Source organism: Gemella haemolysans, from assembly GCF_001553035.1.
GTDB lineage: Bacteria > Bacillota > Bacilli > Staphylococcales > Gemellaceae > Gemella > Gemella haemolysans_B.
Genome location: NZ_KQ959957.1, coordinates 65,805 through 89,345, shown reverse-complemented (window position 1 = coordinate 89,345; position 23,541 = coordinate 65,805). Strand labels below are relative to the sequence as shown.

Annotated in this window: 24 protein-coding genes and 1 riboswitch; of the genes, 3 read left to right on the top strand and 21 right to left on the bottom strand. The window is 30.6% G+C overall.

All coding sequences use genetic code 11. The annotated features are described in order from the left end of the window. Window positions 1-60: 60 nt before the first annotated feature. From mtrB to HMPREF3186_RS04770, 4 genes are all read right to left on the bottom strand, one after another. Entirely contained in the window at window positions 61-264 is a 204-nt protein-coding gene (mtrB, locus tag HMPREF3186_RS04785; protein ID WP_003146887.1) for a trp RNA-binding attenuation protein MtrB, read from the bottom strand. Between the two features lie 18 nt (window positions 265-282). Then, on the bottom strand, window positions 283-843 hold the full coding sequence (folE, locus tag HMPREF3186_RS04780) for a GTP cyclohydrolase I FolE (protein WP_060914163.1): 561 nt from the start codon (window positions 841-843) through the stop codon (window positions 283-285). Window positions 844-914: 71 nt separating this feature from the next. Further along, window positions 915-1,187, bottom strand: coding sequence for an HU family DNA-binding protein (locus HMPREF3186_RS04775; protein WP_003144688.1), 273 nt, complete (start codon window positions 1,185-1,187; stop codon window positions 915-917). Between the two features lie 179 nt (window positions 1,188-1,366). Then, a complete protein-coding gene (locus HMPREF3186_RS04770; RefSeq protein WP_060914162.1) occupies window positions 1,367-2,380 on the bottom strand; it encodes an NAD(P)H-dependent glycerol-3-phosphate dehydrogenase in 1,014 nt (337 codons plus the stop codon). A gap of 187 nt (window positions 2,381-2,567) precedes the next feature. Here HMPREF3186_RS04770 and HMPREF3186_RS04765 point away from each other — a divergent pair, with 187 nt between their 5' ends. The 3 genes from HMPREF3186_RS04765 to HMPREF3186_RS04755 are packed head-to-tail and all read left to right on the top strand — an operon-like array spanning window position 2,568 to window position 3,623. Next, window positions 2,568-2,771, top strand: a complete 204-nt coding sequence (locus HMPREF3186_RS04765; RefSeq protein WP_060914161.1) for a hypothetical protein — start codon at window positions 2,568-2,570, stop codon at window positions 2,769-2,771. A 1-nt stretch (window position 2,772) separates the two neighbouring features. After that, entirely contained in the window at window positions 2,773-2,985 is a 213-nt protein-coding gene (locus HMPREF3186_RS04760) for a hypothetical protein (RefSeq protein ID WP_060914160.1), read from the top strand. A 20-nt stretch (window positions 2,986-3,005) separates the two neighbouring features. Continuing rightward, the gene (locus tag HMPREF3186_RS04755; protein WP_060914159.1) at window positions 3,006-3,623 is read left to right on the top strand and encodes a DUF7489 domain-containing protein; all 618 of its coding nucleotides are present in this window, start codon (window positions 3,006-3,008) and stop codon (window positions 3,621-3,623) included. 108 nt (window positions 3,624-3,731) lie between these two features. Here HMPREF3186_RS04755 and typA read toward each other — a convergent pair whose 3' ends face one another. From typA to HMPREF3186_RS04670, 17 genes are all read right to left on the bottom strand, one after another. Next, a complete protein-coding gene (typA, locus tag HMPREF3186_RS04750; protein ID WP_060914158.1) occupies window positions 3,732-5,576 on the bottom strand; it encodes a translational GTPase TypA in 1,845 nt (614 codons plus the stop codon). A 213-nt stretch (window positions 5,577-5,789) separates the two neighbouring features. Beyond that, window positions 5,790-7,442: an L-lactate permease gene (locus HMPREF3186_RS04745; RefSeq protein WP_060914157.1), complete on the bottom strand. Its 1,653-nt coding sequence runs from the start codon at window positions 7,440-7,442 to the stop codon at window positions 5,790-5,792. A gap of 525 nt (window positions 7,443-7,967) precedes the next feature. Next, window positions 7,968-8,432 carry an SsrA-binding protein SmpB gene (smpB, locus tag HMPREF3186_RS04740; RefSeq protein WP_003144718.1) on the bottom strand — a complete coding sequence of 155 codons (465 nt, stop codon included), beginning with the start codon at window positions 8,430-8,432 and terminating at the stop codon, window positions 7,968-7,970. Window positions 8,433-8,443: 11 nt separating this feature from the next. Further along, window positions 8,444-10,570, bottom strand: coding sequence for a ribonuclease R (gene rnr, locus HMPREF3186_RS04735; protein ID WP_060914156.1), 2,127 nt, complete (start codon window positions 10,568-10,570; stop codon window positions 8,444-8,446). Window positions 10,571-10,663: 93 nt separating this feature from the next. Further along, entirely contained in the window at window positions 10,664-10,894 is a 231-nt protein-coding gene (gene secG / locus HMPREF3186_RS04730) for a preprotein translocase subunit SecG (protein ID WP_003144724.1), read from the bottom strand. 76 nt (window positions 10,895-10,970) lie between these two features. Next, window positions 10,971-12,050 carry a PIN/TRAM domain-containing protein gene (locus HMPREF3186_RS04725; RefSeq protein ID WP_060914155.1) on the bottom strand — a complete coding sequence of 360 codons (1,080 nt, stop codon included), beginning with the start codon at window positions 12,048-12,050 and terminating at the stop codon, window positions 10,971-10,973. A 246-nt stretch (window positions 12,051-12,296) separates the two neighbouring features. Then, on the bottom strand, window positions 12,297-13,679 hold the full coding sequence (radA, locus tag HMPREF3186_RS04720) for a DNA repair protein RadA (protein ID WP_060914154.1): 1,383 nt from the start codon (window positions 13,677-13,679) through the stop codon (window positions 12,297-12,299). A gap of 2 nt (window positions 13,680-13,681) precedes the next feature. Next, on the bottom strand, window positions 13,682-16,156 hold the full coding sequence (locus HMPREF3186_RS04715; protein ID WP_060914153.1) for an ATP-dependent Clp protease ATP-binding subunit: 2,475 nt from the start codon (window positions 16,154-16,156) through the stop codon (window positions 13,682-13,684). A 4-nt stretch (window positions 16,157-16,160) separates the two neighbouring features. Next, on the bottom strand, window positions 16,161-16,679 hold the full coding sequence (locus tag HMPREF3186_RS04710; RefSeq protein WP_060914152.1) for a CtsR family transcriptional regulator: 519 nt from the start codon (window positions 16,677-16,679) through the stop codon (window positions 16,161-16,163). A gap of 218 nt (window positions 16,680-16,897) precedes the next feature. After that, entirely contained in the window at window positions 16,898-18,160 is a 1,263-nt protein-coding gene (locus HMPREF3186_RS04705) for a nucleobase:cation symporter-2 family protein (protein WP_084812662.1), read from the bottom strand. A gap of 288 nt (window positions 18,161-18,448) precedes the next feature. Beyond that, window positions 18,449-18,550: riboswitch (purine riboswitch) on the bottom strand. A 99-nt stretch (window positions 18,551-18,649) separates the two neighbouring features. Next, on the bottom strand, window positions 18,650-19,582 hold the full coding sequence (locus HMPREF3186_RS04700; protein WP_060914151.1) for a dihydroorotate oxidase: 933 nt from the start codon (window positions 19,580-19,582) through the stop codon (window positions 18,650-18,652). A gap of 172 nt (window positions 19,583-19,754) precedes the next feature. Continuing rightward, on the bottom strand, window positions 19,755-20,132 hold the full coding sequence (locus tag HMPREF3186_RS04695) for a DUF302 domain-containing protein (RefSeq protein ID WP_060914150.1): 378 nt from the start codon (window positions 20,130-20,132) through the stop codon (window positions 19,755-19,757). A gap of 138 nt (window positions 20,133-20,270) precedes the next feature. Next, the gene (locus HMPREF3186_RS04690) at window positions 20,271-21,317 is read right to left on the bottom strand and encodes an LLM class flavin-dependent oxidoreductase (protein ID WP_060914149.1); all 1,047 of its coding nucleotides are present in this window, start codon (window positions 21,315-21,317) and stop codon (window positions 20,271-20,273) included. 11 nt (window positions 21,318-21,328) lie between these two features. Next, the gene (gene hchA / locus HMPREF3186_RS04685; RefSeq protein ID WP_060914148.1) at window positions 21,329-22,192 is read right to left on the bottom strand and encodes a glyoxalase III HchA; all 864 of its coding nucleotides are present in this window, start codon (window positions 22,190-22,192) and stop codon (window positions 21,329-21,331) included. A 90-nt stretch (window positions 22,193-22,282) separates the two neighbouring features. After that, complete coding sequence (locus HMPREF3186_RS04680; RefSeq protein WP_060914147.1) at window positions 22,283-22,663, bottom strand: MarR family winged helix-turn-helix transcriptional regulator; 381 nt, start codon at window positions 22,661-22,663, stop codon at window positions 22,283-22,285. A gap of 90 nt (window positions 22,664-22,753) precedes the next feature. Next, complete coding sequence (locus HMPREF3186_RS04675) at window positions 22,754-23,119, bottom strand: TIGR02328 family protein (RefSeq protein WP_060914146.1); 366 nt, start codon at window positions 23,117-23,119, stop codon at window positions 22,754-22,756. Then, on the bottom strand, window positions 23,103-23,541 hold a 439-nt coding region (locus HMPREF3186_RS04670), incomplete at its 5' end, for a YbgA family protein (RefSeq protein WP_231724162.1). The genes HMPREF3186_RS04670 and HMPREF3186_RS04675, both read right to left, overlap by 17 nt.

The following is a 23,541-nucleotide window of genomic DNA, read 5'->3' as shown; positions in this document are numbered from 1 at the left end:
TGCAGTTTCTGCATTTGTCAACAGCCTGAAAAGTTCGCAGAAAAATTTCTGCGAACTTTTTTATTCTGAAATAACTTGATCTAAATTTGATACTATTCTCGCTCTTCCCTGTACTTTAAAATTTACGATATTATCAAAAATATTTAGAATTATAACTTCTCCCTTATTTAATATTTCAAGAGCTTCTTCATTATTCGTTTTTTTCGTAATTACTTTTACATTATCGACTTCAGCTCTAATAATAATATAGCTGCTTTCTTTCATAATCTACTCCTATTAATACTATAACTTAATTTTATATTGAATATCCTTAACTAATTCTGTATCTTCTAAGAAAATACCGGTTTTCTTACTAGTCACTGTTTTAGAACCAATTTTCTTAATTCCACGCATAGCCATACACATATGCTCAGCTTCTATAATTACATACACACCTTTTGGTTGTAGTTGTTCTTCTATTGCATTTACAAGCATCAATGTCATATCTTCTTGAATTTGAAGTCTGCGACTTGCGCTTTCTACAAGGCGAGCTAATTTACTAAGCCCTGTAATTTTCTTATTATTTGGTACATAAGCTATGTGACAAACTCCATAAAAAGGTAACATGTGATGTTCGCATAATGAGTAAAACTGGATATCTTTTACTAAAATAGGTTCATCATTATCTGATTCAAAAAATGTATTAATTTCCTCTTTTGGATCAACATTTGTTTTAGATAATAACTCTTCATACATTTTTACACATCTTTTTGGTGTATCTAGTAATCCAGCTCTTGATGTATCTTCTCCAATATTTTCTAATAATGTTTTTATAAGTTCTTGTGATTGTTCTTTATTTTTCAAAACTATCCTCCATTTTTTTATAAAAAAAAGAGCTACTAAGTAGTAACTCCTCTTTTTGAATTAAATTGTTATTATTTAACTGCGTCTTTAAGAGCTTTACCAGCTTTGAAAGCAGGAACTTTGCTTGCAGCGATTTCAATAACTTCATTAGTTTGAGGGTTGCGTCCTTTACGAGCAGCTCTTTCTCTTACTTCAAAGTTACCAAATCCGATAATTTGGATTTTTTCACCTTTAGCTAAAGTTTCTTCAACTGTTTCTACGAATGCTTCGATAGCTGCAGTTGCTTGTTTTTTTTGTAGTCCTGATTTCTCAGCAACTTTTGAAATTAATTCTGATTTGTTCATTAATTCTTTACCTCCATTATTGAGTAACGGTTCTCCCGTTTCACTTATTAAATATTACCATATAAATCGCTAATAATCAAGGTTTTATTACCGAATTTTAGCGTTTTTTAAGCATTTTTGCAATATTTTTAACAATTATTTTGATTTTTTTTATTTATACAATAATGTATAGACTGATTTTACTCAAATTTGTTTAATTCTTCTGCTGCCATTTTATTCATAAGGTTATTAACACAGTCTTTAATGCTTAATCCTTCGTATAGTACCTTATAAATATTTTCAGTTATCGGCATATAAACATCGTATTTTTTTGATAAAAAATAACAAACTTTTGTAGTTCGCACCCCTTCAGCTACCATGTCTAATTTTTCAATCGCTTCTTCTAATGAATATCCTTGTCCTATTAAATAACCGCAATTATAATTTCTTGAGTGCTTAGATGTACATGTTACTACTAAATCACCTATTCCTCCTAGGCCTAAGAACGTCATTTCATCAGCCCCTAGTTTTTTTCCTAATCTTGTTATTTCAATTAGTCCACGTGTTAATAGAGCTGCTTTGGCATTATCACCATATTCCATTCCATCAATCATTCCACATCCAAGAGCAATAATATTCTTAAGCGCTCCGCCAACTTCAACACCTATTATATCTTTATTAACATATATTCTAAAATATTTATTGTGGAATATCTCTTGAGCTATTTTATTTAATTCGTCATTTTTAGATGCAATAGCAACTACTGTAGGATTCCTTAATATTAATTCTTCTGCATGAGAAGGACCACTTAATACTCCTACTCCTTTTAATTTATCACTATCAATTTCATCAGATATAACTTCTGACATTCTCTTATTAGTTTCCATCTCTAAACCTTTAGAAACATGGATAATAAACTTAGGTCGTTCTAAATATTTATTAATATCTCTTGCTACTTCTCTCATCACTTTTGTAGGGACTGCTATAACAATTACATCTGCAAATTCTACTGCTTCTTTTAAATCGCTAGTAGCAATCACTTCTTTTGGTAAAACAGCATTTTTTAAATACCTACTATTAGTGTGGTTTTCATTAATTTCATCTCTCGATTTCTCACTTCTTGAATATAAGCGTAATTCATGACCGTTATCAACAACTGCTTGTGCTAACGCAGTTCCCCAACTTCCCGAACCTATCACAGATATTTTCATCATTCTGTCCTCACTATAAATTATTCTTAATTTAATTATATCAAATTTTCAAAAAATATACATTAATTTTACTTATAAGTTTAACGACATAATTACTTAAAACTTATAAGTAACATGCATAGTTACAATACTATTTTTTTCTTAAAAACTATGTTATAATTTAAGCATAATAAATATAGGAGGTAATTTTATGAATTGGTTTGAAATTACTCTAATCGACGGAAATCGTGGATTAATTAACTTAAACAATATTGTTGATATTTGGAAAGGTCTAAACGATGAATATGCTACTATTTCTCAAGTAAATGGCGAAGAAATTGAAGTACCAGCATCAGAATATGATAGACTAAAACGTGCATTAGATATAAAAGGATACGTATTAGGAGGATTCTAATATGGCTAGATTTTTAAAAATATTTCTTACTTTATTATCAATTACCGCAATTGGTATAGGATTATATTATTACTTCAATAACGCTTCTTCATCTTCAAATGATAATCAAGTCGACGATAAAACAAATATAGAAAACATTGTAAAAAACGAATCAACTTCACAAGAAAAAATTGAGGGAACTGTAGTAGCTAAACGTTCTACAGAAAACAATTAATTTTGCGAAAGGATAATACTATGAAAAAGAGTACTTTAAAAAAACTAACAAGTTTATTCCTTACTTCGACACTTATTCTTTCTACATTAAGTGCATCAAGTATAAATATAGTAGAAGCTAAAGGAACATCAGCAAGACCTAGCGCATCAAGATCAAGTTCTAAACCTAGTTCTTCTAAACCATCTAGTAGTAAATCGAGTTCTAAACCTACTACATCAACTGCTAGCAGTAAACCAACTACAGGAACTACAAAAAACTTCACAAAGAACTCAGGTGGCTCATATAATAAAGATTATAATAGCTACAATAATCAAGGATATAAAAGACAATATACAGATTATATAAATAATAACTATAGAAATAGTGGTTTCTTCTCAGGTAGCACGATAACTAACGCTCTTTTATGGTATACGCTATTTAATTCAGCTACATCACACAATACTGTTCAGGCTAGCGATAAACAAAAAGAATTAGTGGATAATGTTAAAGATTCAAAAGTTCCAGTTTATATGCTTGAAATTAAAACTAAAGATGGTGAAACAAAACACGTTACCGTTACAAAAGAACAATATGAAAAAGTTAAAGAAGGAGATAATATCTCTTTAGATAACGGAAACTTAGAAATTAAAAATCAATAATATTTAATTTTGTCCAAGAGTATACGAATACTCTTGGACATTTTTAAATTGACCATATAATACAAAAAACTTTCGAAATAGTTACCTACTTCGAAAGTTTCTTTATTTCTATTCTTCTGAATATTTAGCTTTACGAGCTGCTTTTTCACGAGCTGCTTTATCTAATTCTTTTTTACGTAGACGAATTGACTCTGGAGTTACCTCTAGGTACTCATCATCACTTAAGTACTCAAGACTTTCTTCTAAAGTCATGATACGAGCTTTTTTAAGTGTTACTGTTTGATCCTTAGTTGAAGAACGTACGTTTGTTTGAGCTTTAGCTTTTGTGATATTAACTGTTAAGTCATTTTCACGGCTGTTTTCTCCAACAATCATACCACCATATACATCAGTACCAGGTTCAATAAATACTGTACCACGATCTTCTAAACTTGAGATAGAGTATGCTGTAGCTTGACCATTTTCTAGAGCTACTAATACACCATTACGACGTCCACCAACACGCCCTTTTTGCATTGGTTGGTAAGAATCGAATGTGTGGTTAATAATACCATATCCTTTAGTCATAGACATGAATTCAGTAGAGTATCCGATAAGTCCACGAGCTGGAACGTTAAAGATAAGACGAGTTTGTCCATTTCCGTCAGCTTGCATATCTACCATATCCCCTTTACGTTGACCTAATGATTCAATAACAGCACCAACACTTTCATCTGGTACATCAACTTGAACACGTTCAACCGGTTCACAATCTACACCATCGATGTTACGGATGATTACTTCTGGTTTAGATACTTGAAGTTCATATCCTTCACGACGTAAGTTCTCGATAAGAATTGATAAGTGAAGTTCTCCACGTCCACTAACTACCCAAGAATCACTTGTGTTTGGTTCAACACGTAGTGAAACGTCTGTTTCTAATTGTTGCATTAATCTATCTTCTAATTTACGTGCTGTAACGAATTTACCTTCTTTACCAGCAAATGGCGAGTTATTAACTAAGAAAGTCATTTGTAATGTTGGTTCATCGATGTGAAGTACTGGTAATGCTTCTTGGTGATCTGTTGGACAAACCGTTTCCCCAACGTTAATATCATCCATACCACTTACTGCAACGATATCCCCTGCATGCGCTTCTTGAATTTCTTCACGTTTTAATCCAAAGTAACCAAAAATCTTAGTTACACGGAAGTTTTTAACTGATCCGTCAAGTTTCATAAGAGAAACCGATTCTCCTACTTTCATACTTCCACGGAATACACGTCCGATACCAATACGTCCAACATAGTCATTATAGTCTAATAACGCAACTTGGAATTGAAGTGGTTCGTCTCTATTATCTTTTGGTGATGGAACGTAATCAATTACTGTTTCATATAAACATTGCATGTTTTCTTCTTGCGCACTTGGATCACTCTCTAAAGAAGCTGTTCCGTTAATTGCTGATGCATAAACAACTGGGAATTCAAGTTGCTCATCATTTGCACCTAATTCGATAAATAAATCAATAACCTCATCTACTACTTCCTCTGGACGGGCTGATGGTTTATCAATTTTGTTTACAACAACGATTGGTTTTAAATTTTGTTCTAAAGCTTTTTTAAGAACGAAACGTGTTTGAGGCATTGTTCCTTCATAAGCATCTACTACTAAAAGAACACCATCTACCATTTTCATGATACGCTCTACTTCTCCACCGAAGTCTGCGTGTCCTGGTGTATCAAGAATATTAATTCTTTTACCTTTATAATCAATAGCTGTATTTTTTGCTAGGATTGTAATTCCACGTTCTCTTTCTAAATCGTTAGAGTCCATAGCTCTTTCTTCTACGTGCTCGTTTGAGCGGAAAATTCCTGATTGTTTTAATAGCTCATCAACTAGTGTAGTTTTACCGTGGTCAACGTGGGCTATAATCGCTATATTTCTAACATCATCTCTTAATTGTACTGACATTTTTATCTCCTTGTTCTTACTTTATAAAATATATGTAATCTTAAAATTCATATTTTATTTAATCTAACTTATCAATAATACCACTATTTTCCTTTATTGTAAACAAATATACTAGCGAAAACACTTTATTTTAAGATATTTTTTTTCGTTAACACTTTCATCAAAAAAAAGAAGACCAAGTATAACTCGATCTTCCTTAATACTATTCTTTTATTATGGGTGTACTGGAATCATCCATCCAAGTACTCCTGTAGATTGAAGTGCGATAATAGCACACACAATTATTAACAGGATGAAACTGTGTTTAACTGTAAATTTAAGTAAGTCTGGCTCTTTTCCTACTAATCCTACAGCAGCTGCTGCTACTGCGATAGATTGTGGAGAAATCATTTTACCTACTACTCCTCCAGATGCGTTAGCCGCTACTGCTAATAGTGGATCCATTCCTACTTGGCTAGCTGTAACTTGTTGTAATTTAGCGAATAATAAGTTAGCTGACGTATCAGAACCAGTGATGAATACTCCAATCCATCCAAGTGCTGGAGATAATACTTTGAACGCTGCTCCAGTTGCTGCTAGAGCATAACCTAGAGTATTTGACATACCTGATGCGTTCATAACATATGCAAATCCTACAACGAATGAGATTGTTAATAATGCGATTTTTACTTCGCTGAATGTTTGAACAAAAGTTGCTCCTGCATCTTTCCAGCTAATTTTAATAATAAATTTAGAGATTAATGCTGCTACTAAAATTGCTGTACCAATTGAACCTACTAGGTCAAGTTTAAATACTGCTGCAATTTCTTTTCCTGATACTGAACTAATAATATTATTGTGAATAAATGGTACCTTCGGATTTAAAGCGATAGTTTTGAAGAATGCTTTAGAAGATTTCATTGTCCAAATGAAGATTACGAATGTTAATACAACGAATGGTGACCATGCTACTAATACTTCTTTTAAACTATGTTTTGGATGTGCTGTATTTGCATCAACTTCTTTTTCATCTGCGAATCTCCAAGTTGTTTTTGGTTTCCAGAATTGAAGTAATACAACCATAGAAATTAATGATACTAATGATGAAAGAATGTCAGGTAATTGTTCACCCATATAGTTAGAACTTATGAATTGTGCTATCGCAAATGATCCACCTGATACTAATAATGCTGGCCATACTTCTAATGTTTTCTTGAATCCAGCCATGATTAATACTAGGTAGAATGGAATAAAGATAGACACTAGTGGTAATTGACGTCCAATCATCGCTGCAATTTCCGCTGCTGCGATTGGAGATCCATTAGCGTATGTAGTTAATCCATCCATTGCTGTTACCGGTGCTCCTACAGCTCCGAATGCTACTGGCGCTGTGTTAGCGATTAAACAAACACCTGCTGCGTAAAGTGGTCTAAAACCTAAACCTACTAATAGTGAGGCTGTGATTGCTACTGGTGCACCGAATCCTGCTGCTCCTTCTAAGAAAGCTCCGAATGAGAATGCAATAATTAATGCTTGGATACGACGGTCATCCGTTAATGAAGTAATACTATCTCTGATAATATCGAAGTGACCAGTTTTAACTGTCATTTTGTATAAGAATACTGATGTTAAGATAATCCAACCGATAGGCATAACCCCGTATACCATACCATGTAATGTTGAGAACGCTGCGAATTGGAATGGCATTTTAAAGAATAAAATTGCAATTACAATCGCTACTAATAAAGTTAATAAACCTGTTAGCCAACCTTTAACTTTTAATCCTGCAAGTGCTACTAAGTAAAACACAATAGGAATTAATGCAACAAGTGCAGAAATATATAAATTATCAGCCACAGGCTGTAATAACTGAGTGAATTTTTCCATGAATACACTTCTCCTTTGTATAAATATATTTTGTTTGGTTTGTGAAAATCTATTATTATAAATAACAAAGTTATATATTAACTAAAAATCAAATATTGTAATAATTCATCTTTATTTTATTTTAGAATAAAACCTACTTTTTTGCTAAATTAGATATATAACAGTTTTTTATCTGTTCTATTTTTTATTATTTATACCACATATTCGATAGTATTTATTTAATGATTTTCTTGATTACATTTAATATTGTAGCACGCTTTCATTTAAATGTAAAGCGTTTTTTTAGTTATTTTTACAACATTTTTAAAAAATCCTTATTTATCAATGGAAAAACTATACTTTTTTTTGAAAATTTTTCCTAACTTTTTTTATAACAGTTCTATAAATCATTTTATCAAATTTGTTTTTTTCAAAATTTAATATATGTTACTATTATTTTTGTACACTATATATAAAAAAAACATATCGTAGTTAATATTAATACGATATGTTTCCTTTGTTTAACATGTAATAATATGTAGTTTTTTAATATCTCTGCTTATCTTTTAAAACACGATTAATTTCTTTATTTGCTTCTTTTTGCTTCAATACATGACGTTTATCGTAGTTTTTCTTACCTTTAGCAACACCGATTAAAAGCTTTGCATAGCCATTTTTAATATAAAGTTTCAACGGAACAATACTCATCCCTATTTCATTTTGCACATTTGTTAATGAAGCAATTTGTTTTTTCTTTAATAATAATTTTCTTACTCTTAATGGTTCATGATTAAATCTATTTCCCTCTTCAAAATGAGAAATATGCATATTGTAAACAAACATTTCTCCTCGCCTTGTTTGACAGTATGAATCTTTTAAATTGATTCTTCCTCTACGAATAGATTTAATTTCTGTACCTGTTAAAACTAATCCTGCTTCAAAAGTTTCTTCTATAAAATAATCATGATTAGCTTTTTTATTTTGGGCAATAACTTTTATTTCTTTATCCATAATCTAATCCTCTATTTTTTACTAATTAATGATTTGTGTTTCAATATTTTAAAGTCTATTTCTTGATTTTCTAAATCAACATTTGCTACTTTAACAATTACTTCGTCTCCAAGTCTATAAACTTTTTTCTTTCTACGACCAATTAATAACATATTTTTCTGATCATATGTATAATAATCATCATTCATTGCCTTAATATGCACTAATCCTTCAATATTACTTCGTTCAAGAGTAATAAACACACCAAAGTTCGTAACACTTGAGACAATACCTCTAAATGTCTGTTCTTGATATTTTAACATATATTCACATTTTTTCATTCTATCGACTTCACGTTCGCAATCAACCGCTCTTTTTTCATATTCTGAAGAACTCTCAGCTAAATCCGGTAATCTAGTGATAAAATTATCTATAGTTTGATCAGATACATCACCATTAAATAAGTAAGTTCTAATCATTCTATGTACCAATAAGTCTGGATAACGTCTGATTGGTGATGTAAAATGCGTATAATATTTCGTAGCAAGTGCAAAGTGACCTATATTATTTATTGAATATCTAGCTTGATTCATAGTTCTAAGAAGAATTGTTGAAAGCATAGTTTCTACAACTTCCCCTTTAAATTTTCTAAGCATATTTGCTAACATATAAGGTTCAATCTCTTCAATTTTACCTTTTGTTCTATAACCAAGACTTGCAGCAATATCAAAGAACTGTCTTAATTTTTCCATTTTAGGCTCTTCGTGAATACGATAAATAAATGGAACTTGCATCCAGTAAAAATGCTCTCCAATTACTTCATTAGCACTTAACATAAAATCCTCAATTAATCTTTCTGATATACCTCTTTCACGAAGAACAATATCTAAAACTTCTCCATTCTCATCAACCACTACTTTTGATTCCGGTTTATCAAAATCAATAGCGCCTCTTGTTTCTCTATTTGCACGAATTTTTGTTGATAATTCTAATGCTGTCTTCAGCATAGGCACATATTCTTTGTATTCATCTATCGTTTCTTTATTTTCTGCATAGACTTCATTAACTTTTTTATAAGTCAATCGTCCTTTAGATTTTATTATGGCTGGATATATATCGTAACTTTCTGGATATCCTTTAGTATTAAAATCGATATCACAACAAATTGTATAACGTAATACATGAGGATTTAATGAACATATGTTATTAGATAATTTTCTTGGTAACATTGGAACTACTCTGTCAGCTAAATAAACACTACATCCCCTATTGGCTGCCTCTTTATCTAATGGACTATCTTCCGTCACATATCTACTAACATCAGCTATGAATACTTTTAGACGATAACCTTTTTTAGTTTTAACTACCGAAATAGCATCGTCTAAATCTTTAGCATCATCCCCATCAATGGTAACCACCATTTCATTAGTACAATCTCTATACTTATCTTCAAGTTTTATTTCATCGCTTATTTTCTCAGTTTGCTCAAGTACTTCTTGAGGGAATTCATTTGGAATATTGTGTTTATAGATTACTGAAAGAATATCAACACCGGGGTCATCCTTATGACCAATTGATTTTATGATAATTCCCTTATGATCTTCAAAACTAACCTTTGAATAATCTGTAATTTCAATTAAAACCTTACTACCATCAACTAAATTAAAGTTTTTAGCATTTGTTATTTTTATATATTTTACAATATTTTTATCATCACTTTTTACAAAAGAGAAAAACTTAGCATTAGTTAATGTACCTACTGTGTATTTAGTATTTCTTTCCAATACTTTTTGGACTATTCCTTCAAGATTACGATCATCCTTATACACACTATCTACTTTTACTAATACAACATCACCCGTCATGGCACTTTGTGTGAATCCTTTAGGAACATATACCTCTATTCCTAAATCTGCTGAATAGACAAAAGCAAAACCTTTTTGATGTAATCTAATAACCCCTTCAATTTCTAATGCTTCTTTAACATAAAGAAACTTCTCATTTAGTAACTGAGTAATTGCAAGTTTTCGTTCTAACTTCCCGACATTTTTTACTAATTCAACAAAATCCTTTGCTGATTCAATATTTAACTTTTCTTTTAAATCTTCTATACTTAAAACTTTTTCTTCTTTAAATATTTTTTCAATTTTTTCTAACATATAATCCTCCTTAATTTAGATTATACAACATATAATTATTTCTATAAAAATAAACCTAAAATGAAATTACATTTTAGGTTCATTATCTTTAGTCTATAATTTTAACCAAGTAAGACACACTAGTGATATAAAAAATATTAGTCCTAGTACTACTGTAATTCTTTGTAAAACTAATTCAGCACCTCTTACTTTTTGTTTTCCAAACAGTTCTTCTGCTCCACCAGTTAATCCAGAAAGACCTCCAGATTTACTTTCTTGTAATAAAACTACTACAATTAGCAGAATACTGCTCACTATTGCCATTGTCATTAAAAAAGTGTGCATACTCTCCTCCTAAAATAATCATTCGTTAATACAATATAACTTATATTAACACATTTTTTCAAAAAAAGCAAATTTATTAAACAATCTTGGTGAAGATAATTCTTCCTGAAGATGTTTGTAAGACACTTTGTACTTCTACTTCAACAGTTTTACCAACTGAACGTTTACCATTTTCAACAACGATCATTGTTCCATCCTCTGTATAAGCTACACCTTGATTACTCTCTTTACCTTCTCTTAATACCTGAACTTTCAATCTTTCCCCTGTTGTTAACATCGGTTTGACAGCATTACTTAAATCATTTACATTAAGCACTTTGATAGCTTGTAAAGTCGCAAGTTTATTAAGATTATAATCAGTTGTAATAATAGCACATTTATATTTTATAGCATAGTCTATTAATAAATTATCTACACCCTTATGCTCATTATATTTATACTTATTATCGATTTCAAGATCAATTTCTCTCATTTTTTGAAGATGCTCAACACAATCTAAGCCTAGACGACCTTTTGCACGTTTTAATGGATCTTCAGAATCCGAAATCAGCTGTAATTCTTTTAGAACGAATTCTGGAACAATAATCTTACCTTCTAAAAACCCAGTTTTCGCAACATCTTGAATACGTGAATCAATTAATGCACTCGTATCCACAACTTTCGATAAAGTCTTCTTTGTGTTAACTTTTGGTTCTTTCTCTTTAGGTTTGTTCCCAAATTTGAATGCCGTAAAGATATTTAAAAATTCTCCTTCACGTCTATATCCTAATACCAATCCTAAGTATCCAAAGACGATATATACTACAGCAGAAATAATTCTTCCCATTATTCCTGCACCTGCTATAACGTCTACCCCTGACGATAGTAAACTAGCCAAAAGCAGACCAAGAATTAATCCAATTGTAGTGAATACAATTTTTTGTATTGGGGTTTTTGAAAGACGATCTTCGATTCTTTTTAACATTGCTACGAATCTATCTGAGAATAATAAAGACATTAATACAAAAACTACTGTAGTTCCAATTGTAACAACAAGTCTTAACATCGTCTCACTCAATGATGCAAAAATATTATAGTATATCAATGCACTAGTTGAAAGTGTTCCTACTGTTATTCCTAGAAAAAAGGAAATAATAATTAAAACTTTTTTCAACATAAAAATCACTCCTTTATAATATTCAATTTTAAATATAACATTATTAATAATAATTTAAAAATATTTTTTATTAATATAAAGAGATATAAAACATCTCTTCTATCTATTCTACTACATTCTACTTAAAATTAACATAACTAAATCGAAAAAATTAAAAGTTTTTTTAAAATATTTTTATAAATTTTAATACTAAGAGATGAATAAGAAAATCATATTAATAATTTCCTCACCCATCTCCTATAATAGTTAGAATACATTGCCAAATGCAATATCAAGACATTCACGAATATCTTTTACTGGTATTATTTCAATACCCTCTGGAAAATCAGCATTTTTCATATTACCAACTGGAACAATTACTCGCCTAAAGCCGTGTTTTTTAGCTTCATTTATCCTCTGTTCAATTCTACTAACTCTTCTTACTTCTCCAGTTAAACCGACTTCTCCAATGAAACAATCATTCATATTTACAGCGATATCTTTGAAACTTGAAGCTACTGCCATCACAACCCCTAAATCAACTGCTGGATCATCAATTTTAACTCCACCAGAGACTTTGACGTACACATCTTGTTGTTGTAATAAATAACCAGCTTTTTTCTCTAAGACAGCCATTAATAATATTAACTTATTATATTCAAGTCCAGTAGAAATTCTTCTCGGATTATTAAATGCTGTCGGTGTAGTTAATGATTGTATTTCTACAAGAAGTGGTCTACTACCTTCCATAGTGCTAATTATAGTTGCTCCAGCAAGGTTTTTACTTCTTTCTTCTAAGAACATTTGAGACGGATTCGCCAAGTCTTCAAGACCACTGTGTTTCATCTCAAAAATACCAATTTCATTAGTAGACCCAAAACGGTTTTTAACCGCTCTTAGTATTCTATAACTATGTTGACCTTCACCTTCAAAATAAAGTACCGTATCAACCATATGCTCCAACATACGTGGACCTGCGATTGTTCCCTCTTTAGTAACATGACCTACTATAAATATAGCAATATTTAAACTCTTAGCAATCTTCATAAGTTGTTGAGTACATTCTCTTACTTGAGTTATACTACCAGGTGAATTCTCTAAATTAGGATTGTAGATTGTTTGAATAGAGTCAATAACTAAAAACTGTGGTTTAATTTTCTTAACAACTTGATAAATTAAGTTTAAGTCTGTTTGTGCATAGACAAAAAGTTCATCAGTGTTATTTTTCAATCTATCAGCTCTTATTTTAACTTGTCTTACTGACTCTTCCCCAGTAACATATAAAACATCATGTTCTTTTGCTAAATATGCTGAGATTTGTAGAAGTAATGTAGATTTTCCAATACCTGGATCTCCTCCTAAAAGTACCAAAGAACCACCAACAACGCCTCCCCCTAGAACTCTATTTAGTTCACTGCTATCAGTAAGAGTCCTTGGTACATCCTGTGTAGAAACTGATTTTAGTTTCCCAGCTTCTACACGCTCTGTATCGTTTGTTTTAACTTCAAATTCTGTATGTTTTGTCGCTTTTTTTGCTTCGACTACTTCTTCCATAGATGCCCATTTTTTACAATTTGGACATCTTCCCATATATTTTAAACTTTGGTAACCACAGGCATTACATTCATACTTAACATTTACCTTCGCCATAACTACCTCTTAGTCTTCTTTACAACAAAACTATCTTTTTTATAATCAATATTGATTGTTCCAGTTAATTCAGGATTTTGCAATAATTCCTCACTTAACAAGTCTTCAATATTTTTTTGAATACTTCGTTTTAATGGACGAGCACCGTATTCTTTAATACTACCATCTTCAACAATCTTAGCCATTGCTTTTTTAGTAAGTTTAATAGTAATGTTTCTATCTTCTAATCTCTTAGATAAACCATCTATTAATAATTCTGAGATTTTTTCTAACTCTTCTTTTTCAAGAGTTTTGAAAACAATTATATCATCTATTCTATTTAAGAATTCTGGACGATATTGTTTTTTCAATGCTTCCATCATAGTGTTTTGAACATTTTTATAATCATTCTTAATTGAATCACTTCCTCCAAAACCTACGAATTTCTGATCGTTAAGCTCACTTACTCCAACATTCGAAGTCATTATTATAATAGTATTTTTGAAATCTACCACACGACCAGCAGCATCTGTTAAACGACCATCATCTAATACTTGAAGTAGGATATTAAAGATTGATGGATGTGCTTTTTCAATCTCATCAAATAATATTACAGAATATGGTTTTTGACGAACTTGTTCTGATAGTTGTCCTGCTTCTTCATGACCAACATACCCAGGAGGAGCTCCAACTAATCTACTAATTGAATGTGGTTCCATATACTCACTCATGTCAATTCGAATCATATTATCTTCAGAGCTAAACAATGCTTCTGATAAGCTTTTGGCAAGTTCTGTTTTACCTACCCCAGTAGGTCCTAAGAAGATGAAACTTCCAATTGGTCTATTCGGTGCTTTAAATCCACTTCTCGCTCTTCTAACTGCCTTAGCTAAGCTCACTACCGCTTCATCTTGGCCAATAACACGCTTATGTAGAATTTCTTCTAATTTTAATAGTCTTTCACTTTCAGTTTCTGTTAGTTTTGTAACTGGAACACCAGTCCAAGCTGCAAGAACTTCTGCTATATGATCAGCAGTAATCTTTATTTTATCTTTAGATAAACTATCTTGCCAAGATATTTTAAATTCTTCAATCTTACTGATTATCTTATTAACTTCATCACGTTTCTTAGCTGCTATTTCAAATTCTTGGTTTATTACAGCTCTATCTTTTTCTTTATTTAAACGACTTAGTTCATCTTCATATTCTTTTAATTTTTCTGGTGATTTATAATATCTTAATTTAACTTTTGAACATGCTTCATCAATTAAATCAATTGCTTTATCTGGTAAACATCTATCTGTAATATACGTAGTACTTAATTTAACCGCTGAATCAATAGCTTCATCTAAAATTTCTACATCATGGTGTTCTTCATACTTATGACGTAAGCCTTCAAGAATTTTAATTGAATTTTCAGTACTTGGTTCTTCAACCTTAATTGGTTGGAAACGACGTTCTAATGCTGCATCTTTTTCAAAATATTTTCTATATTCCTCAGTAGTTGTAGCACCTATACATTGAATTAAACCACGAGACAAGGCGGGTTTAAGAATATTTGATGCGTCTGCACTTCCTTCACTTCCCCCTGCACCAATTATAGTATGAATTTCATCTATAAATAGTATAATATCACCTGCATCTTCAATTTCAGAAATAATGTTTTTTAATCTTTCCTCAAATTCACCACGATACTTAGTTCCAGCAAGCAATGTTCCCATATCGAGTACCATCACTCTTTTACCTAGAAGATTACTAGGAACATTTTGAGAAACAATTCTCTCTGCTAATCCTTCTACTATAGCTGTTTTCCCAACTCCAGGCTCACCTATCAACACCGGATTATTTTTAGTTCGTCTATTTAAAATTTCAATCATACGTGTAATTTCTTTATCACGAGCTAATACAGGATCTAATTTATTGTTAAAAGCATCTTTTGTTAAATCTTTTGCCAAAGAGTTTAGTGTTTTAGTTTTTGCTGAGCTATTATCTGATCCAGCTATTTTCTTAAATCCTTCATATAACTTAGATACTAGTGCAAGATTTTTTTTCACCAAATCCAATAACTCATCAACTATCACATCTACATTTACACCTAGTTTATCAGTTAATAGACGGACTGCTGTTCCTGTTTCTTCTTCTAGTAGTGATAATAACAAGTGCTCACTTGTAACAACAAAACTAGAAGTATCATCAGCATATCTTTGACTATTTTCTATCGTTCTAACAGATCCGTTAGTATAATCAATCTTCATTAGAACATTACGATAAAAATCTGTTCCTTCTAATTCCGCTTCATAAAAGTCTACTACACTTTTTCTAAAATCATCATAGTAAACACCATGTCTGTTAAGCATTTTACATGATATTGTATTTTGCATACTTAACATAGCTAATAATAAATGTTCTGTTCCTACAGCTTTAACTCCAAAATCATTTGCTTCTTCTTTTGCTGTTGTTAATACCATAAGGGCCGTTTCATTAAATCTTATATACATAACATCATCCCCTCTTATTATACTTTATATTTGTTAAGAATCTGATTGTCAAATCCTTAATATTTGATTTTGTTTGATTAATCATTTCTTCTGCACTATTTTCATCGATATAATCTAAAAATTGATTATGAACGGATGAAATAATTTCTATACTATCGATAAAATGATTGTAATCAAATTTATCAATATATTCTTTTTCGAGTAGTATTTTAGCTAATCTCATAGCTTCTTCTACTTCTATAATTTCATTATCTACAGTTTCAATCAAGTAATCTATATAGTCTTTATTTGTGTGGAGAGTTATTTTTGTGATTCTTATAAATCCACCTCCACCTCGTTTACTCTCAATAATAAATCCATGTTCTGGTGTAAATCTCGTTTTTATTACATAATTCAATTGAGATGGTACACAGTCAAATTTTTGTGCGACATTACTTCTTTTTATAATTATATGATCTTCTGTAGCTTCTTTGAACAAATTCATAATATATTGTTCAAGTATATCTGTCATATTATTATTCATAATAAGGGCACCTCCTTTATTGACTAAAATTGACCTTTATTAAATTATACTACATATGGGGTATTTTGTATACAAAAAACATTGATTTTTAGGCATATATAAATAAAAATGAACGACTCAAAAATCATGATTTAAAAAAATCTATTCTTCCTGAGTCATTCATTATAATTCTATTTTCTAATTAAAGTATTTAGATTAAAAATATTTATCTCTATTAGTTAGTTATTTTTTTGTTTTGATTTTCTATTAAAAATCAGGTTCATTACAATCGCAACAATTGTACCTAATACAATACCACTATCAGTAAACATACGGATAAAGCTTGGTAATTGAGCAAATGCTGTAGGAACTGTTGTTACACCTAATCCTAAACCAACAGAACAAGCAATTATCATAAGATTTTCTTGTTTAGCAAAATCAGTATTCCCTAACATTTTCACACCATATGCAAGTACCATACCAAACATACTAATCATTGCCCCTCCTAGTACTGGTTGAGGTACGATTGTAGCTAAAGCTCCAATTTTTGGAATTGATCCAAAAACTAGAAGTAACAGTACCATTACATACATTACTTTTTTACTTTTCACACCTGAAATTTGTACAAGTCCTACGTTTTGAGAATAAGTAGTATATGGGAAGGCATTTACTAATGATCCAATCATAACCGCTAATCCTTCCGCTAAATATCCTCTTCTTAAATCAGGTTCTTTAACCTCTTGATTACAGATATTTCCTAGGGCATAATATACACCAGTCGATTCAATCATACTAACTATTCCAACTATAACAAATGTTAAAATCGCACTTATATTGAATTCGAAACCAGCGAACTTAAATGGTGTTGGATGTTGGAACCAACCTGCTTGAGTAACTTCTGTTAAGCTTACCATTCCCATAAAACTAGCAATAATAGTTCCTGATACCAAACCTAATAAAATTGCTATTGATTGAATAAATCCAGTAGTAAATTTATAAATTACTAAAATAATTGCAAGCGTAATACATGCCAATACTATGTTTTTTGGATTTCCAAAATCTTTCGATCCTTGTCCACCTGCAATATAATTCATCGCAACTGGTACTAATGTAATACCTATAATTGTTACAACACTACCTGTAACTACTGGTGGGAATAACTTAGCCACCTTAGCAAAAAATGGTGCTATTACAACTACCACTAACCCTGAAACAAAAATTGCTCCATACATAGTTGGTAATCCTGAGCTATTTCCTATAGCTATCATCGGCGCAACTGCTGTGAAAGTACATCCAAGAACAACAGGTAACCCAATACCTGTAAATTTACCTTTATATACTTGTAAGAATGTTGCCACCCCACACATAAAAATATCAACTGACACTAAATACGTTGTTTGTTCTGCTGAAAGACCTAGACCTCCAGCAACAATTATCGGTACAATTACCGCTCCTGCGTACATCGCTAGTACGTGCTGTAAACTTAAAATAAAAGTTTTCAAGATTCTTTTCTCCTTAGTTATATATTATTTTTGACAAATATAACTATATAAATACAAAAAATCACCTATAATTACTTATAGGCGATTTAAAATTCTACTACAAATAGTTGGGAGTGACTCAAAAATCGTGATTTCGGGGAAATCGATTTTGTCGAGTCATCCCCGCACAGTTTATTAGATATCTAAAAAGCTTTTATAAAGCGAATTTAGATATCAATAAACCACTGCGTCTATGAGTTTTCTTGTAAACTTTTTTAAAATCTAGGATTTTTGGACCAACTCCAATAACATTATAATAAGAATGCCCATAGTCATCAAATTTACGGTCTGATGGTAGAAACTTGCAAGCCATATTCTTGCCTTTATATGTGCTATATTTTGTCTGTACAATATATAATAACAATTTTCAAAATGATTTTCAAGTGTTATCTATTTTTCTTTTACATTTTCATCCTTGATTAAAATTTATACTATATGTATGCTAATTATTTATTCTATTACCTTTAATTTACCTCTAAAGTCATCTAAACTTGAGTACCCTTTTTCTTTCATCACTTCTTGAAGTTCTTTAGTTAGTCTAGCAAAAACTGAAACTCCTTCCTTATGAAGAGTTGTTCCTACTTGCACTAAATCAGCACCACATAGAATATGTTCAAATACATCTTTACCATTTATAACTCCACCAGTTCCAATAATTTTTATACTAGGATTCAAGCGTTCTCTAAATGCACGAACATTAGCTAATGCTGTTGGTTTAATATATTTTCCACCAAGTCCTCCAAAACCACCTTTTGGCTTAATAACTACTTGTTCTTTATCTAAATCAATATATAAACCATTTCCTACACTATTTACACTATTAACATATGTAAGAGGATATTTATTAAGAATTTTAGCCATTTCGTCAAAATGAGCAATATCGAAATACGGAGGTAGTTTTACCCCAATAGGTTTTGTAAAGAATGTGAATACCTCAGCTAACAATTTATCTGTAAGTTCAAAATCATAAGCAATCTGAGGTTTTCCTGGTACATTTGGACATGATAGATTAAATTCAGTCACACCTTCATATTCACTTTCTTGAATTTTCTTTAATAGACCAATATTTTCATCATAACTCATACCTGTTACCGATAAAAACTGCAATTTTGCACCTGATTTTTGACGTTCAATAACATAATCTAAATAATAATCTAAACCATTATTCGGTAATCCCATTGAATTTATACTTCCTAAAGCAGTATCATAATATCTTGGTTCAGGGTTACCTTCTCTATAATCACGAGTTGCAGTCTTTGTAACAAAAGCCCCCGCTTCACTATTCGCTAGTTCATCTAGTTCCACGATCGTCATACAGTGTACCCCTGATGCATTCATTAATGGGTTAGATAATTCTACATCTAAAAAATTTGTTTTTAACATTCTTCATACCTCCTATGTATACTAATAACAGTTTATCATAAATTACTCTTAATAACCATTGTTAAAATTAGTTTTAGATGTATTTTGAATAAAAAAAGAAGAATTATAGAAAATCAATTTCATCTATAATTCTCCTTATTTAATTTTTTTATCTAAAATAAACAATTCTTAATTATACTTCTAGATACTTAATGATATCTAAATACAAATTATCCATTTTTGGTAAAATGTCTTTTATTCTATCAGAATGTTCTTCTTTTAACCATGAAGTAGGTTTTTCATATAATACTTCTGTTTTATCATCTCTCTTAATAAGTAATAATTTAAGCGGTAGGTTAAAACTTAGATATAAGTCATCTTGCATTAGTAATGTTCCTACTTTTGGATTACCAAATACTACATATTGAATATCCTCTAATTCTAAACCAACATTTTTAGCATATTCACCTTGGTTTATATTTAAAAATTGATGAATGTTATTTTTTTCTAAATATTCATCTACTCTTGATTTTACATTGACAAATTCGTCATTAATTAGATATTTTTCCATAATTTACCTCTTTTTTACTATTATTAAGTTTATTTGATTTCATAATACACTAATTATCTACTTTTGTCATCAATTTAGTTTTCAAAAAATTATAAATTTTAACAATTAAGAAGTAGTATTTCTAAATTCACCAATAACCTATCCATTAATATCATCAATAACCTCTTTTAATAGTTCATATGAATGATGCTGTGCTTTTTCGTCATAAATATATGAATTTATCATTAATTCATCGAATTCTACCCTATTTTTCAAATCTAAAATTTGATTTTTCACAGTTTCCTTATTACCAATAAATGAGATTTTTGTCATCTGATCAACGACAGCTTTCTCATGATCAACTATCTCATCATGTTCAAATGCAATTGGCCCAAAATGTGGCACTTTAGTTGTAGCTATATAATTTTTCCAAACCGCTTCTTCCGATTGTACTGGAGGAACCATACCTTGAGGATTACTTGTAATGATATTTAAAAATGATTGAATCTGAGTTGTTGATAATCTTTTTGCTTCTTCATCGGTATCTGCAACAACTGCATTAGCACCTAAAATTACATACGGCTCACTTAAAACTTCTGATGGTTTAAAGTAATGTCTATAAATTGCTACTGCATTTTCCATCATAGCTGGAGCAAAATGCGATGCAAATGAATAAGGTAATCCTAGCTCAGCAGCTACATATGCACTATCAGTACTTGAACCTAATATGTATAGTGGAACATCAAGCCCGGCAGCTGGATATGCATGAACAGGTCTTGTATCTTTAAAATACCCAGATAGCTCCACGACTTCTTTTTTAAAATCCATCTCTCTATTTGTGTTTCTTCTAATAGCTCGCGCAGTGTTATAATCAGTACCTGGAGCACGACCTAAACCTAAATCAACTCTACCTGGATAAAGAGTCTCCAAAGTTCCATATTGTTCAGCAACTATATAAGGACTATGATTAGGCAACATTACTCCACCTGATCCTACTCTAATATTTTTTGTATTATCTAATGTACGTTGTATTAGTAATTGTGTCGCACTACTTGCTACACTTTTAGTATTATGATGTTCTGCAATCCAATATCTTTCATATCCTAATTCATCAGCCTTTTTAGCTAATTTAACCATTGCTTCAATAGCATCTTTAAAATTCTGCCCCTGTCTTAATGGAGCTAAATTTAAAATTGAAATTTTCATAATTATCACCTCTATTTATTTACCATTTTTAACAACTCATCTACAGCTACAATTCCTAGTTGATTTGCTGCAAGAGGACTGTCTCCAGTTATTAAGTTTCTATCTATATGAACCTGACCGCTTATTGCTTCATTTACTATTTTCGCACCCAAACTTTCTAGCTTTTCAGCTAATAACCATTTTAATTTTCCTGGCATATAGCCAATTTCTTGGTTTGCTCCCTCATCTATACTATCTGGGAAAACAGTCATTTCATAATTTTTAAATAAGAACTCTGATTCATCAATATTTCCTGAAATTAATGCAGCTGGACCATGACAAAGTGTTATGATTTTTTTATTCTCTTTAATTGCCCATTTAAGAACCTCTTTTACTTCTCTACTTTCAGGCAAGTTAATCATTGCACCATGACCACCTGGTATAAAAACTCCTGAATAAGGTGAATTTTCTGAAGTAATCTTCTCCAAAATTCTGTCTAATTTAATAGGATTCTCAAATTTTTCTATATATTTATTATAAAGCTTCATAACATTCTCATCTTTTTCTGGCATTGCCCACATCTCTAATTTTACAGAATTTCCCGATAAAGTAACAATATCTATCTCAAATCCAGCACCATCTATATGTAACATTGGTAATAATGTTTCTGCAGGATGATTACCTGTCGAAAAATACTTTCCATTAGACATTTGTAAATATCTTTCATCTGTCGCTATCATTAAAATTTTATTCTTTTCACCACTATATGTGTTTTCAAATTTAAAACCATCAAAATTTGTTACAGGGCTTGTATATATACTCAAAGAATAGTCTGATGGAAAATATGCATTATGTTCTGCTCTATCTTTTACTGGTTGATTTGTTAATTTTGTCATTTTAATTCTCCTAACTTTTATTTGAAAATATTTGCTTGCACAAACAAGTACATTAGTAAAATATAAAAATCAAAATAATAAATTCTGATTTTATATTTTATCACTATTTCTATTTAATACATCTGTAACTATACCCGTAGTATTTTCTAGGTACTTTTTTCCTTTAGGTGTTAATTTTATACATACACCTCTCTTATCCTCAGCAGAAGAAAATCTTTCTATTACACCACACGTATTCTCAAATTTAGCTAACATTCTTGATGTTGCACTTAAACTTAATGAAATCTTAGTACTTAAATCTGTCATTCTTAATATATTTCCTTCGGTTTCATTCAAGTAATGTAGGCTATAGTATTCATTTAAAGTTATTGGATGCTCTCCTTTTGATAAGGCATCTTCTAATTCAGTACTTATTTGTTTCATATTACTATGAAATGCTATCCATTTATTTACTACTTCTTCATTATTCATTTGTCACCTCTTAATTTACTTGCGCTTGCAAGTAAATTAATATTACTACTTTTATTATTAATTGTCAATAAAACAATCTTTTCTTAATTACTACCAGATAAAAATATCCTTTTGAGCTAAATTCTCAATACACTCATCATAGTATGCTGCATCGTGTTCTTTATAAATCGGCTTATTTATTTTATACTCTTTTAGATCGTTGTGTGGAGCACAAATTTTTCCTCTATAATTTTTATCTAGCCATTCTTTACTAACATTATATCCTCTATTCTTCATTTCCTGCATGATTAATTCATGATACTTAAAAAGGAAAAATGGCTTATGTTCAAATACATAATCTACCGTTGCATGTCTCTTACCCCAACCATTTCCTCTTAATGCGCAGCATTCTCTATGTTGACCTAAAAGTTGTTGCCTTGGTAGTTTTGATATTAGTTCTTCATGCCAAAGTCTCATCTTGTCCTCCATTGATAAAAGTAGATTCTTCCAAATATCTATTTGGATATTTCTTTAGAAGATATTTTACTTCATTTATCAAATCTTCTTTTTTATATTTATTATTATGATATTCTTCAATCATTTCAAAAAAAAGATCTTTTTCTTCTTTTGTTGCATATTTTTTAAAATATCCCCAGACATGATGAAGCGCATTCGTTACTTGTCCTTTATCTTCTGGTAAACTTATTGCTTGATTTATAAGTTCACTCACTTTACTCAGTGATACTTCTTCTTGCTTTAAATACGTTCTAATTTCTAAGTATATTTTACTTGAGTGACTTAGAACTAAGTATTTATTATTTGCCCATAACTTTTGGCATTGAACTTTTTCTTCTTTATTATTCATTTTATCCTTTCGAAACTTATTATTTATAGTATTC